At 39.9% G+C, this 13,891-nt stretch carries 10 protein-coding genes; 8 read left to right on the forward strand and 2 right to left on the reverse strand.

The genetic code is table 11. The features are described 5' to 3' along the window. Positions 1-106: 106 nt before the first annotated feature. Complete coding sequence (locus MST17_RS06540) at positions 107-535, reverse strand: OsmC family protein (RefSeq protein WP_180009335.1); 429 nt, start codon at positions 533-535, stop codon at positions 107-109. A gap of 148 nt (positions 536-683) precedes the next feature. On the opposite strand from MST17_RS06540, the gene crp reads away from it, so the two are divergent. The 8 genes from crp (at position 684) to MST17_RS06580 (ending at position 11,439) form a co-directional block, all read left to right on the forward strand. After that, positions 684-1,394 carry a cAMP-activated global transcriptional regulator CRP gene (gene crp, locus MST17_RS06545; RefSeq protein WP_078191819.1) on the forward strand — a complete coding sequence of 237 codons (711 nt, stop codon included), beginning with the start codon at positions 684-686 and terminating at the stop codon, positions 1,392-1,394. A 202-nt stretch (positions 1,395-1,596) separates the two neighbouring features. After that, the gene (locus MST17_RS06550; RefSeq protein WP_180026446.1) at positions 1,597-2,646 is read left to right on the forward strand and encodes an NADP(H)-dependent aldo-keto reductase; all 1,050 of its coding nucleotides are present in this window, start codon (positions 1,597-1,599) and stop codon (positions 2,644-2,646) included. Positions 2,647-2,993: 347 nt separating this feature from the next. Then, complete coding sequence (gene clpB, locus MST17_RS06555; protein WP_180026445.1) at positions 2,994-5,573, forward strand: ATP-dependent chaperone ClpB; 2,580 nt, start codon at positions 2,994-2,996, stop codon at positions 5,571-5,573. Between the two features lie 225 nt (positions 5,574-5,798). Continuing rightward, positions 5,799-6,635 carry a hypothetical protein gene (locus MST17_RS06560; protein ID WP_306441826.1) on the forward strand — a complete coding sequence of 279 codons (837 nt, stop codon included), beginning with the start codon at positions 5,799-5,801 and terminating at the stop codon, positions 6,633-6,635. After that, the gene (locus MST17_RS06565; RefSeq protein WP_180026444.1) at positions 6,635-8,185 is read left to right on the forward strand and encodes a GH3 auxin-responsive promoter family protein; all 1,551 of its coding nucleotides are present in this window, start codon (positions 6,635-6,637) and stop codon (positions 8,183-8,185) included. The genes MST17_RS06560 and MST17_RS06565 overlap by 1 nt, the downstream gene beginning before the upstream one ends. Before the next feature lies 1 nt (position 8,186). Further along, positions 8,187-9,353, forward strand: a complete 1,167-nt coding sequence (locus tag MST17_RS06570; protein WP_180026443.1) for a GNAT family N-acetyltransferase — start codon at positions 8,187-8,189, stop codon at positions 9,351-9,353. Between the two features lie 128 nt (positions 9,354-9,481). Then, positions 9,482-10,783: a DUF945 family protein gene (locus MST17_RS06575; protein WP_180026442.1), complete on the forward strand. Its 1,302-nt coding sequence runs from the start codon at positions 9,482-9,484 to the stop codon at positions 10,781-10,783. A gap of 188 nt (positions 10,784-10,971) precedes the next feature. Continuing rightward, positions 10,972-11,439 (forward strand): hypothetical protein, encoded by a 468-nt coding sequence (locus MST17_RS06580; protein WP_180007880.1) that lies wholly within the window; start codon positions 10,972-10,974, stop codon positions 11,437-11,439. A gap of 41 nt (positions 11,440-11,480) precedes the next feature. Here MST17_RS06580 and rlmKL read toward each other — a convergent pair whose 3' ends face one another. Then, on the reverse strand, positions 11,481-13,685 hold the full coding sequence (rlmKL, locus tag MST17_RS06585) for a bifunctional 23S rRNA (guanine(2069)-N(7))-methyltransferase RlmK/23S rRNA (guanine(2445)-N(2))-methyltransferase RlmL (RefSeq protein ID WP_078188622.1): 2,205 nt from the start codon (positions 13,683-13,685) through the stop codon (positions 11,481-11,483). Positions 13,686-13,891 lie beyond the last annotated feature (206 nt).

Below are 13,891 nucleotides of genomic sequence, written 5' to 3' on the forward strand. Positions count from 1 at the left end.
TTCTGCGTTTATGACTATATAGCAGTGCTTTATACAATGTATGCTATAGCGGATTATTTGAAACAAAAAAGCCGCATTCTATGCGGCTCTTAATTGAACAAATAAATTATGCATCTTCAGTTTCTAAAATTTCGAAGTCATGGGTAATTTCTACACCACCATCCATCAGCATTTTACTAGCAGAGCAGTATTTTTCAGCAGAAAGTTCAACCGCTTTTGCAACTTGCTTTTCCTTCACGCCATGACCAGTGACTACAAAGTGCAAATGAATTTTAGTGAATACAGCAGGAATAGTGTCGGCACGTTCTGCATTTAATTCACAACGAACATTGGTAATGTCTTGGCGTGCTTTCTTTAAAATCGTCACAATATCGAAAGATGCACAACCACCAAGTCCTGTTAAAATCAGTTCCATTGGGCGCGGACCACGGTTCTCACCGCCATATTCTTGTGATCCATCCATCATAACAGTGTGACCACTTTGAGTTTTTGCTTCAAAAGCAACATTCTCTAGCCAATGAACACTAGTTTGCATTGCAAGTCCCTAAAAAAAGCTATAAATTTACGCAGTACCTGTACACTAACATAAATTGAGTTGATAAGGAATTTCAACTCTTACGTGTGACAAGTTCACTTTAGGTCTTGTGCGATCTATAAATTATCCATATTCGGAAACTGTTAGCATGACTTCAAACTTTTCACAACTTAGCACAGATGCGCTATCTCCGGGGCAGTTACCTGAGTCGGTGAAGGCATTATTAAAACGTGCATATATTAATCGTTACCCAAAACGTACAACAATCATTGATGCGGGCTCAGAATCTAAATCTTTGTATTTAATTCTTAAGGGTTCAGTATCTATCATTTTACGCGAAGATGATGAGCGTGAAATTGTGGTTGCGTACTTAAATGCGGGTGACTTTTTTGGGGAAATGGGTCTATTCGAAGCAAATGCACAGCGTACTGCAGAAGTGCGTACGCGTGATGTATGTGAAATTGCTGAGATTACCTATGAAAACTTTCATGAATTAAGTAAACAATACCCAGACTTAAGTTATGCGGTATTTGCACAGCTTGTACGCCGTCTTAAAAATACGACGCGTAAAGTAACTGACCTTGCGTTTATCGACGTGTCAGGTCGTATTGCACGTTGCTTAATTGATTTATCTTCACAACCAGAGGCAATGATTTTGCCGAATGGTCGTCAGATTCGTATTACTCGTCAAGAGATTGGTCGTATCGTGGGTTGTTCCCGTGAAATGGTTGGTCGTGTTCTAAAAACACTTGAAGAGCAAGGCATGATCGAAACTGATGGTAAAGCGATTCTAATTTTTGATGCATCGCTTGAAGAGAAAAGCCAATTGGCTTCTGACGATTTCGACGACGAAGAATAATCAGTCTTCCAAATCTAAAAAAGCAAACTCAGGGGTTTGCTTTTTTTATGTCTATTCATTTCTCACTATTTTAGCGGAAGAAACCTTTCTCACATTTTTTGACAAATAAACAGAAAATTATGATTTAAACAAAGCCGATATCTTAGGTAAGCTACTTCGTGACTTATATATTGATATTTAAAATAAAGAGGGAGTTTGCGGCATGCAATTTAAACCATTGGCACATACAGGCATATTAGTTCCAGAAATTTGTTTAGGCACCATGACGTTTGGTGAACAAAACACCCAAGCAGAAGCTTTCGAGCAACTGGATTATGCTTTAGAGCGTGGTCTTAACTTTTGGGATACTGCAGAAATGTATCCTGTCCCACCGAAACCTGAAACCCAAGGTTCAACTGAGACTATTATTGGTAACTGGATTGCAGCTCGCGGTGGACGCGATAAATTAATCTTAGCTTCAAAAATTGCAGGTCCGTCACAAGGTGGCAGTCATATTCGAGATGGGCAAACCAAATTTATTGCTTCGGAAATTGAGTCTGCACTGGATCATTCTCTTCAGCGCTTACAAACAGATTATCTTGACTTATACCAGTTGCATTGGCCGCAACGTCCAATCAACTTTTTCGGTAAATTGGGTTATGGCAATGCCGAAGCAAACAGTACGCAAACTATTACCAATTTAGAAGAAACATTAGTTGCTTTAAGTCATGAGGTTAAAAAAGGTCGAATTCGCTCAATTGGACTATCTAATGAAACGCCATGGGGAACGTTAAAATTCCTACAACTTGCAGAAAAGCATGGTTTAGAAAAAATTGTCAGTGTGCAAAATCCGTATAGTTTGTTGAATCGTACTTATGAAATCGGTTTATCTGAAATTGCACACTACGAAGGCGTGGGCTTATTGGCATATTCACCTTTAGCATTTGGTTATCTAACAGGTAAATTCCGTCATGGTGCGCGTCCTGCCAATGCTCGAGTGACACTATTTTCACGCTTTAGCCGCTATTCAAATGCGGAGAGTGAATGGGCAACAGAACAATATGCACAATTGGCAGAACAGCATGGTTTAACGTTGACACAGTTAGCACTTGCATTTATTAAGCAGCAATTCTTTGTCACCAGTACGATCATTGGTGCGACGAATCTAGATCAGTTGAAAGAAAATATTGATGCTTTTGATGTGAATTTATCAGAAGACATTCTAAAAGGGATTGAAGCTATTCATCGCCAACAGCCAAATCCTGCACCTTAAGTTGAATCTTTTGTTGGATTAAGCAGAAGCCTACATGTAAATGTGGGCTTTTTTGACATTTATACTATTTAAGCAAATGGAAAATCATTGAATTTTATTGTCAGAAAGTCATTTGAGTTGACATGAAAATTGCCTAAAAATACATATGTATTTAAATAACATAATAAAGTACTAAATTCTTCAATAAATGACTTGAAAAGTATTCTATTTATACCAATATTATAATTGAGATTTATCTTTATCTTAAAATTAACTCATTGAAAAATATTTAAAAAATGTATTTGAAATTTTAAATATGACTCCCATATATGCTTCAAGTACAGAATTTGTTGTGAGGAATAACAAGAATGCGATTCGAAAAATTCACAAACCGTTTGCAGCAAGCATTATCCGATGCCCAATCTTTAGCAATGGGGAAAGACCATACAGCCATTGAAGGAATCCATATTCTTTCGACATTGCTTGAAGAGCCGTCGAACCAAAGCTTGTTACAACAGGCAGGTGCTAATCTTCCTGAGTTAAAAACCAAGCTTCAGCAAGCCCTACAGGATACTGCCACCATTGCGACGCCGACAGGGGACATCAATCTAAACCCTGAAGCAGTCAAAGCGCTAAATTTAGCCGATAGTTTTGCGCAAAAAGCTGGAGATGAGTTTCTTTCTACAGATTGGGTGATTCTCGGTTTAGCTGAAACGGGTAAAACCAAAACCTTATTAAATAGTGTAGGCGTAACGACAGATAAATTACGCAATGCAATTGAACAAATACGAGGCGGTGAACAAGTCATGAGTAATAACCACGAAGATCAACGTGATTCACTCAACAAATATACCTTAGACCTCAATGCACGTGCATTAGAAGGCAAGTTAGATCCAGTTATTGGTCGTGACGAAGAGATTCGCCGTACCATTCAGGTTTTATCACGTCGTAGCAAAAACAACCCCGTACTGATTGGTGAGCCGGGTGTGGGTAAAACAGCAATCGTTGAGGGCTTAGCACAGCGTATCGTCAATGGCGAAGTTCCTGAAAGTCTGAAAGGTAAACGTGTACTTTCACTCGACCTTGGTTCATTGCTTGCAGGTGCAAAATACCGCGGTGAATTTGAAGAACGTCTTAAAGCAGTTCTAAAAGATTTAGCCAAATATGATGGCGAGATTATTCTTTTCATTGACGAATTACATACGCTTGTTGGCGCAGGTAAAGGCGATGGTGCAATGGATGCTGGTAACATGCTTAAACCTGCATTAGCGCGTGGTGAGCTACGCTGTGTAGGTGCAACCACCTTAGATGAGTACCGCCAATATATTGAAAAGGATGCGGCATTAGAACGCCGTTTCCAAAAAGTGATCGTTGATGAACCGAGTGTGGAAGACACCATTGCGATTTTACGTGGTCTAAAAGACAAATATGCAACCCATCATGGTGTGCAAATTTTAGACTCTGCGATTATTGCTGCGGCAAAAATGTCGCATCGTTACATCACAGACCGTCAGTTGCCAGACAAAGCCATTGATTTGATTGATGAAGCTGCATCACGTATCAAAATGGAAATTGACTCAAAACCTGAGCCACTTGACCGTTTAGATCGCCGTTTAATTCAGTTAAAAATGCAACTTGAAGCCGTGAAAAAAGATGCGGATTCAGTGTCTAAGGCTGAAGTTGAGCACTTAGAGAAACAAATTGCTGAAGTTCAAAAAGAATATAGCGATTTGGAAGAAGTGTGGATTGCGGAAAAACGTTTAGTTGACGGTACGAATCAGGCTCAAATTGAGTTAGATAAAGCACGTACAGCCTTTGAAAAAGCACAACGTGAAGGTGATTTAGCAGAAGCTAGCCGTTTGCAATATGGTGTTATTCCTGAGTTGCAAAAACGCTTGAATGAAGAAGAAGTTGCCGAGGTGAATGAAGAACCGAAACTGATTCGTACCAAAGTTACTGAAAATGAAATCGCTGAAGTGGTAAGTGCGGCTACAGGTATTCCTGTTGCGAAAATGCTGCAAGGTGAACGTGAAAAACTCTTACACATGGAGGAGTTCTTACATAACCGTGTAGTTGGTCAAGATGAAGCTGTCGTAGCAGTGTCGAATGCGGTGCGTCGTTCTCGTGCAGGATTATCCGATCCAAACCGCCCAAGTGGTTCATTCTTATTCCTTGGGCCTACAGGTGTAGGTAAAACTGAGTTAACCAAAGCTTTAGGTAATTTCTTATTTGACAGTGATGATGCGATTATTCGTATCGACATGTCAGAGTTTATGGAAAAGCATTCGGTGAGCCGTTTAGTAGGTGCGCCTCCGGGCTATGTGGGTTATGAAGAAGGTGGTGTGTTAACCGAGGCTGTTCGTCGTAAACCTTATAGTGTAGTGTTGTTTGATGAGGTTGAAAAAGCACATCCAGATGTCTTTAACATCTTACTTCAAGTGTTGGATGATGGTCGATTAACAGACTCACAAGGCCGTGTGATTGATTTCAAAAACACCGTGATCGTGATGACCTCGAACTTAGGTTCAACCGATGTTCGTGAATTAGGTGAAAACCCGTCGAAAGACGAAGTTCGCGCTGTGGTTATGGCTGCGGTATCTGAACATTTCCGACCTGAATTTGTGAACCGTATTGATGAGTTGGTGGTTTTCCACTCTTTACAAAAAGCGCAAATTCGTGGTATTGCGGATATTCAGTTGGATCGCTTACGTTCACGTTTGGCAGATAAAGACATGAGTCTGGCGGTTGAAGATAGTGCCTTTGAATTACTTATCGATGCTGGTTTTGACCCTGTGTATGGCGCACGTCCTCTGAAACGTGCTATCCAACAACAAGTTGAAAATACATTGGCACAGAAAATCTTATCAGGTGCTTTCCAACCTGGCGATACGATTGTCGTTCAAGCGGAAGGAGATCACCTAACTTTTGAAAAGTTAAAACTCAACTAAAAAGCACAAATCTGCTACATCCAGTTGTAAAAACAGAAACCCGGTTTAGGCCGGGTTTTTTAATTTTACGCTTGTCGTAATTTTCGTTTAAATACGTAAAGTTCATTGCATTTCATCATTTTCACTCACTAAGATGACGTCCGCACACATCCAACGAGATGACTGTGTTCTGTAAAACAAAAACAATATCGCTCGTTCATCATGAATGAATGGCAACAGGGAATTATGATTATGATGGAATTTAAACTGCTTAGGCAGATCAAAAAAGAACCTTATAGTTTATATAAACGTACAGATGACATCACTGTTCAAGAACTCAAACGCATGTATGGTATTTACCAAAAATATTATGCCAATACCCGTTATGAAATTTTTGAACGCGACTTCTTAGAAAAAACCGGTGTTTTTTTCATTATTGAACCGAAAAATAATCAAATTGTCGGATTCTCGACGGTTATGGAGCGTGACTTTATTGTTGATGGTAAAGCCCGACATGCTTTTTTCAGTGGTGATACCATTATTGAGAAAGAGTATTGGGGGAATCGTGCATTAACCCGAGCAATGTTCCGTTATATTATTAGTTTTAAATTTCGTCATCCAAGAACCCCTGTATATTGGATTCTAATTTCTAAAGGCTTTAAAACTTATCTGCTCTTAGCCAATAACTACTACAGCTACTATCCACATTATGGTGAGAAAAATGCTCATCTCAAAGACTTTGTCGAATCGTACTGTAAAGAATATTTCTCAGAATACTATAACCATGAAACGGGTCTGCTGAATTTTGGCGAAGACTACCAGCCACTCAAAGCAGATGTTGCGCCTATCACCCATGAGATGCGCGAAAACAATACCAAGATTGCCTTCTTTGAAGACAAGAACCCAACGTGGGTCGATGGAACTGAACTTCCGTGCATTGGTGAATTACGTTGGAGCGATTTATACCGTTATGTAAATCGATTCTTAACCAAGACCACCAGTGTGAGTAAACATGACAGCAAGTTACGTTATAAGTCACGTACATTGCATATTGCGACAGGTTCAGACTCGAAGGTGGCCTAATGGGATTGCTTCTCACCACAGCACATCAAGTCTTGAATATTGCCTGCCGTAAAGCATTTCAACGCTATACACAGCAGGCACATCAGTTGGAAAATGTGCAACGTAAAAAATTAAGTCATTTTTTAAAGCAGCACATTTCGCAAAATTTAAGTTATGAGCAATTTGCCAAAAAATATCCGCTTTCGCGTTATAGCAATTGGAAAAGCCAAATTGAACAATCCAGACAAAGTGGCAAAAATTGTTTAGGGCCTGAAAAAATTGTCCGATTTCAACCGACCAGTGGGTCGAGTGAAGCAATTAAATTCATTCCTTATACTCAGGCTTTTTTAGATGAGCTAGATGAAGCTATTGGGTTATGGCTCACCAATCTATACCGAACTCATCCACAACTGAAAAACTCAACGCATTATTGGTCGGTTTCATGGTTGCCTGAAAGCCAGCGAAAGCTTTTAGAAAATAGTAATTTGAATGATGATAGTGCGCTGCTTAATCTGTCGAAGCGAGTGCTGAGTAAAATTACCCAGTCGGTACCGACTGAAATTGCGATGGCGAATTCAGCCGAAGATGCCATGTTTGCAACCGCAGTGTATCTCGTTGCAGATAAGCATTTAGGCATGATTTCGGTATGGAGTCCTACATTTGCTTTGCAATTGTTGGATATCATTCATGAACATCAAGCTGAAATTGTGCAGGTCTTGAAAACTGGACAATGGCAACGTGAGGGTTTGAGTTTTCTGCAAGTTCCTAAATCTTGTCAACAATGCTATCGCTTACAAGACTTGGATTTGACCCAAGCAACGGCGTGGAAAAAACTGTGGCCTAAACTCAGTCTGGTTTCGAGTTGGGATACTGCGAACGCAGAGCAGTGGGCAGTACAACTCCAGCAACGAATTGCAGGTGTGGCATTTGAAGGTAAAGGTTTATGGGCAACTGAAGGCGTAGTGACGATTCCATTTGCAGAGCGTTTTACCTTAAGTTATCAGTCACATTTTTATGAATTTATTTTGCAAGACAGCCAAAAAGTGGTGCCATCGTGGCAACTGAAAGTAGGCGATATTGTTAGTCCTGTGATCACGACAGGTTCAGGATTAATTCGTTATGTGATTGATGATGAATTAGAAGTCACCGACTTTTATCAGCAAGTGCCATGTTTCAATTTTTTAGGTCGCAAAATGACGGTTGATCTGGTCGGAGAAAAGCTCGACCACAATGCTGCAGTTAAAGTTCTTGCAGAGTTTAAACAAGCGGATTATTTGCCGATTAGTATCTTGGGTATCGAACAATGTTCGGTTAAAAAACCGCACTATATTTTACTCAGTGAAGGCAATGTAGACAAACAACCATCCGCTCAAGCACTAGACCGTTTGCTTAAACATAATTTTCATTATGAATTGGCACGCGATCTAGGGCAGTTGGATGAACCTGAAGTAGTTCATGTACAAGATGCATGGGACTACTACAAAACATTAGCCATGAACAATGGCATGATTGAAGGGAATATTAAGCCTGAACCGCTTAAGAAAATGAAAACAAAAATAATTGAGTATTGAGATGGATATCGATGTGTTAGATGCACCGTTCGACGAAACGGTGCTATATCATTCAAAGAACGAGACTAAGTTTGCGGTTCGAAACGCGACGGTAGAAGATGATGTGCAACTAATGAAAATTAGTGCAGAGACTATGCCAAGCAATGGCATCACATTATCTTATGCGCGTCACCCCAGTTATTTTGATGCCAGCCACGCACAGTATAATCGTCCAGATTTAAAAGTGGTTGTCCCTGTGGAAGATCCATCTATCGTGATTGCGATGATGAATTTGGGATGGCGTTATTGTTATATCAATGGTCAGCCTGACCTGATGCGTTATGTCGCCGATTTAAGAATGAATCCAGCGTATCGTGGTGCTAAAGTCATGCGCTTATTGATGGACTATCTCCATGATGAAATACCACAAGACACGATTTTTGAAAGTGTGGTTTTAAACGACAATATTGTCGCTGCCAGTATTTTACATCATGAAAGATCTGGATTTCCGCTGCCATATTTTTATGATGAAATTCGAACCTTTACCGTTTCACAGGCAGTGAAACCAAAAACTTTCAATCAATATCAATTTAAAACGCTGACTGCTGAACGTGTAGATGAAGCAAATGATTTCATTTTAAAAATGAAAGACCATTATAATTTTTTACCTAGCTATGATTTTAATGCGTTGGTTGATGGTCAAAATCCATTTTGGGCAGGCTTAAATCTGGACGATTTTTATTTGATTTATGATCAGCACAATCAGTTGGTTGGACTCTATGGATTATGGAATCAAAAGAGTTTTAAACAAACCCGCGTAATCGACTATTCGCGTTCATTAAAGTTGATGAAGCCGTTTTATAATGCCTATGCCAGTGTGCGTGGTGTTTTATCACTGCCAAAAATTCATGGAACCTTTGATTATTTAATGTTGCATAGTCCGCTATGTCATCCTGAACATCTGGACGTATTTGCAAGTTTGATTTTTCATGCAAAACAGCAGACAAAGCAACGTGGTAAAGAAACCTATTGTATTACTTTGGCAGAGAAGGACCCACGTATTGAGTGGATGAAAAATACGACCTCACATGTGTTAAAAGCCAAGCACTATTTTCATAGTTTTAAAGCCAATCCATACGCTGCTTTTGATCGTAAACGTATTAGTTATTTTGAAGTTGGGCGTATATAGAGGAAGTGATAACGATCAAAAAATCAATTAAAACTGCCAAATCAATCATTTAAAATCATTCTAATTGTGTACTTATGTAACTGAGTTCTTCAGTATACTGCGCAAAGAATAATCAGAATGAGAAAGACATGTCGAAGTTGATGTGGGGAATTGGCAGTTTAGCGGTGCTTTCAGCAGCAGTGGTGGGAGGGAATTTATATGCAGATAAATCTCTTGCCCAATTTTATACACAGAATAATTGGTCCGCAGCTGTACAAGATGTTGATGTAAAGTACAGCAATTATCAAATGGGCTTGATGGGTGGAACAGTCGATTGGGTATTAACCCTGAAAACAGACCCGTGTAAACTCAAAGAAGTGATTGTGTTGAAGGGAACCGATCAGATTCAACGTGGGTTGAAAGGCTATAACATCAACTCTAACTTTAAGATTGTTCAACAACAAAGTACGTCCGAATATGCCAAGCTTTTTGGTACGGACTTAACGGCAAAAACCTTGGTCAATTGGATTGGTCAAAGTAAAACAGATTTACAGATTCCTGCATTTAAAACGACTGCACAAGGTGCAACGGTACAAGCTGATGCCAGCCAATTGCAAATTCGAATCAATAGTTTACCAGGGCAAGCCACTAAGGTATCTGAGCTTTCAATCCATTTACCTGTGGTTCGGTTGAGTGAAGGTCCAATGCAAACCATGGTGCAAAATTTTTCGATGAAGACCAATCAAGGTTTAAATCAGGAAAATCTTGAAAATGGTTTTCTTGAAATCCAAGCGGCTTCTATCAAACGTTTAGATCAAAAGTTCTCAGGCGGCATGCGTGGTATGCAACTGCGTTGGGAGACCGAACTAAATAAACATGATGTGGACTTTGAAGGCTACTTAAAAGCTGATGAGATGGATTTCCCAGGTTCACCGGTCACCAAAGATTTCGCACTGAATTTGGCATTGCATAAAGTTAATCTAGATAAAGTTCGTGCATTTAGTGAACTTTTGCATCAGGTGGAAAATTCCTGTGATGCAGTGGGTGAATCAAGTGAAGAAATGACTCAAGCTTTCTTAGCTATCGCAAGCCAAGGTTTTGATTTTGAGTCTAAAGATAACTCGATCAGTATTGGTGGAGGTAAAGCCTCTGCAAATGTCGTGGGGAAAGTCATGCCGGGTCACCATGCCTCAATGGAGTCTTTTATTAAAATGGTGCCGAGCTTACTGGATTTTCAAGCAGACTTAAGTTTTGATAAAAATATGATGACTGCAATCATGAATAACTTTTTGCAATTACAGGGCAAAAGTTTGTCAGGACAGGAAGCTGAAGCCATGTTTGCTGGTTTTGAAACATCAGGGCAAGGCAAGCGCGATGGCGATAACATGGTCATGAGTATGCAATATAAGTTCGGTCAAAAGCTTTTTGGTCAAGCCATACAAAAGAAATAAGCAACAAGTCGTTAGTCGTTTAGTTTGAAAATATAAAACCGTCATTGATTGACGGTTTCATATTTTTAGCTGCGGAATCATGATGTTCACTTTATCGGAACACAGCGGCCTAGCCATTGTTGAACAGTTGAAAAGTTGCTAGCGTCAATGGGCAACTAGCCAATCAAAACAACAATAGGAAAGACACGATGTCACACGATTATTTTTTTAGACGGAAACTTGTTCAATCATCCATGCCTAAATGTTCTTGGGTAAAACACAGTCTTATTAGTAGCATTTTTCTGATCGCTGTTCAGTCTACAGCTTTTGCGGGTACTTCAATTTCAGATCAACGTTTGTCGAATGAAACGCAAGGTAAAAAACAGTTTAGTGAAGAAACCTTAGATATTATTGAGAGTGAGGCAGCTAAACCCAAAGAAGAGCAGCAGCAAAATTCAAATCATAAATCTAATCGTAATAATAAGATCATTCAGGAGGCCCAGCTTGAAGGTTCAACTATGAGTGATTATTTGCTTCAAAAGAAAAGGGCAGCGGATCAGGTCGGGTTAATACAATCTCCAGAAGTAGCACCGATTAACCGTATCGTGCTGCAAGAGCGACACGAAAATATTCGAGTAACGTATCCAGATGGCGTCGTGGTTGAAATGAAGCACTGACGTGCTTCATTTCATAGATCAGGAATTTCTAAAGTTAAATCTTAGATTTGTGGATGGGTGATTTTCCATGCACGGTGAATTTTGGTATTACGTTTAAAGTCTAGGCCAATGGTTTCATTGCTGATTTCTTCAACGTCAAACATTGCCATGATCACATCGTCCATCTCAAAACCACGGTAGTTGTTTGAGAAGTAAAGCGTTCCGTCAGTGGTTAAACGGTTCATGGCACGTTTAAGCAAAGACATATGGTCGCGTTGGACATCAAACGTACCATAGAACTTTTTAGAGTTAGAGAATGTTGGTGGGTCAATAAAGATCAGGTCATATTGCTCGTGACCTTCTTTCAACCATTCAAAACAGTCGCTAGAGAAGAACTGATGTTGTTCATCTGCATGATCTACTGTCAAACCATTCAGTACAAAGTTCTCTTTAGACCAGTTTAGGTAGGTATTTGACAAATCGACACTGGTCGTACTTGCTGCACCGCCAAGCGCTGCATGTAAGCTCGCTGTAGAGGTATAGCTATATAAGTTCAGGAAGTGTTTACCTTTGGCTTCTTTGGCAATACGTAGACGCATTTGACGATGGTCAAGGAACAAACCTGTATCGAGGTAGTCTGTTAGGTTCACCAAAATCTTTGCTTTGCCTTCTTGAACGATAAAACGTTTAGACGCGGTACTTTGTTTGGTGTACTGATTTTTACCTTCTTGGCGGGCACGTGTTTTAATGAAAATCGCATCACGACCTAAGCCTGTCACTGCACGAATCGCTTGCAGTGCTAAGTTAAAGCGTTTTTTGGCTTTTTCCGGGTCAATTTTTTTCGGTGGTGCGTATTCTTGTACGTGTAAACGATCACCATACAAATCTACCGCGACATTAAAGTCTGGCAAATCGGCATCATATAAACGTAGACAGAAAATATTTTCTTTAACTGCCCATTTTTTAAGATTCTGCATGTTTTTTTGCAGACGGTTAGTAAAGTCTTCTGCACCTTCAATTTTTTCAAATTGTTGAGGTTCCCAATGCTCGAGGAAAGGCTTTTGAACTGCCGCAGGTTTGACTGTACCAAAACGGACGTAAATTGGCAGCTTACCATTCATCAAACGCAAAATTTGCGGATCATTAAAGGCAAGGACATCGGCCTGTTCAACTTGTGCTGCAATAATCGCAGCAGGCTGGTTCGGAAAGTTTTTTTGTAATAATGCTGATAGACCTAAATACAGTGCGCGGTTAGAGGCTTTATCACCTAAACGCTCGCCGTATGGAGGGTTGGTGACAACAAAGCTTTTCTTACCCGTCGCTTGGAAATCTGGCCAGTCCGCAAGTGTACGTTCTTCAATTTTAATTTGATCAAGTACAGATTCGAAACCTGCAGCGATAATATTTTGTTTGGTTGCTTTTACTGCTTCCCAGTCTGCATCAAATGCATAGAATTGTGGGAGAGGGTTTTCAAGTGCGGCTTTATGACGTTCAGCAGCTTCGCCTTTGATCGACATCCAAAGTTCATGGTCATGACCATTCCAACCATTAAAACCAAAACGACGAACAAGACCCGGCGCGCGGTCTGTCAAAATCATTAAAGATTCAATGATAAAGGTCCCTGAACCACACATTGGGTCCAAGATAATATCGGGTTGATGTTGTTTAAGTTTTGCTTTCTGTAAGATGGCAGCCGCTAGGTTTTCTTTAATCGGTGCATCTGTCATATAGCGACGGTAGCCGCGTTTATGTAGAGAATCACCTGATAAATCTAAGCAATAAGTATGTTCAGTTTTGCCAGCTAATACATACAACGTAATTTCAGGTTGCTTAATGTCAATGCTTGGACGTTTGCCCACAGCTTCCATAAAGGAATCGACCACACCATCTTTGACACGTAAAGTTGCGAACTGAGAATTGACTTTAATGTCACGTTCGATGTGTAAACGAACAGCAAATGTACTTTGTGGTGCAAAAATAAGTGACCAGTCAAAGTTTATTGCACCTTCATAGAGCTCTTCCGCTACATCACGTGCATCATGCGTGAACTCTAATTCATGTGTATGAATCGGGGTGAGTACACGAGAAGCCAAACGTGACCACATGCAAATACGATATGCATCTTCAAGTGTGCCTTTGAATACAAGACGACCCGGGAACTGTTCAATATTTTGAACACCTAAACCTTCAATTTCCTCGCGGAGTAAGGTTTCCAGTCCATCTGCACAGGTAACCCAATATGTAGAAAGACGCGGTTTCGAATTCATGTAAATTTCCAAAGGCAAAAAAGCAATCGCATATTTTAACGTATTTTCGTGGATTTGGGCGGACGATATTGCGCTGAAACGGGAGAAATATCGGTAGATTTGAATGACTTTATCAAATTTATTCTGTGTACATTGTGAGAAATATCACTTAATGGTACAAAAATTGCTATAACCCTGATCAAAATTCGATCTTTATAATATTGATA

Source organism: Acinetobacter sp. YH16056_T (genome assembly GCF_024605895.1).
Lineage (GTDB): Bacteria > Pseudomonadota > Gammaproteobacteria > Pseudomonadales > Moraxellaceae > Acinetobacter > Acinetobacter amyesii.

What these genes read in the sequence shown, in the direction of transcription:
- MST17_RS06540 (WP_180009335.1), bottom strand. Translation starts at nt 535, where the DNA reads ATGCAAACTAGTGTTCATTGGCTAGAGAATGTTGCTTTTGAAGCAAAA.
- clpB (WP_180026445.1), top strand. Translation starts at nt 2,994, where the DNA reads ATGCGATTCGAAAAATTCACAAACCGTTTGCAGCAAGCATTATCCGAT.
- MST17_RS06560 (WP_306441826.1), top strand. Translation starts at nt 5,799, where the DNA reads ATGATTATGATGGAATTTAAACTGCTTAGGCAGATCAAAAAAGAACCT.
- rlmKL (WP_078188622.1), bottom strand. Translation starts at nt 13,685, where the DNA reads ATGAATTCGAAACCGCGTCTTTCTACATATTGGGTTACCTGTGCAGAT.
- MST17_RS06580 (WP_180007880.1), top strand. Translation starts at nt 10,972, where the DNA reads ATGTCACACGATTATTTTTTTAGACGGAAACTTGTTCAATCATCCATG.
- MST17_RS06570 (WP_180026443.1), top strand. Translation starts at nt 8,187, where the DNA reads ATGGATATCGATGTGTTAGATGCACCGTTCGACGAAACGGTGCTATAT.
- crp (WP_078191819.1), top strand. Translation starts at nt 684, where the DNA reads ATGACTTCAAACTTTTCACAACTTAGCACAGATGCGCTATCTCCGGGG.
- MST17_RS06565 (WP_180026444.1), top strand. Translation starts at nt 6,635, where the DNA reads ATGGGATTGCTTCTCACCACAGCACATCAAGTCTTGAATATTGCCTGC.
- MST17_RS06575 (WP_180026442.1), top strand. Translation starts at nt 9,482, where the DNA reads ATGTCGAAGTTGATGTGGGGAATTGGCAGTTTAGCGGTGCTTTCAGCA.
- MST17_RS06550 (WP_180026446.1), top strand. Translation starts at nt 1,597, where the DNA reads ATGCAATTTAAACCATTGGCACATACAGGCATATTAGTTCCAGAAATT.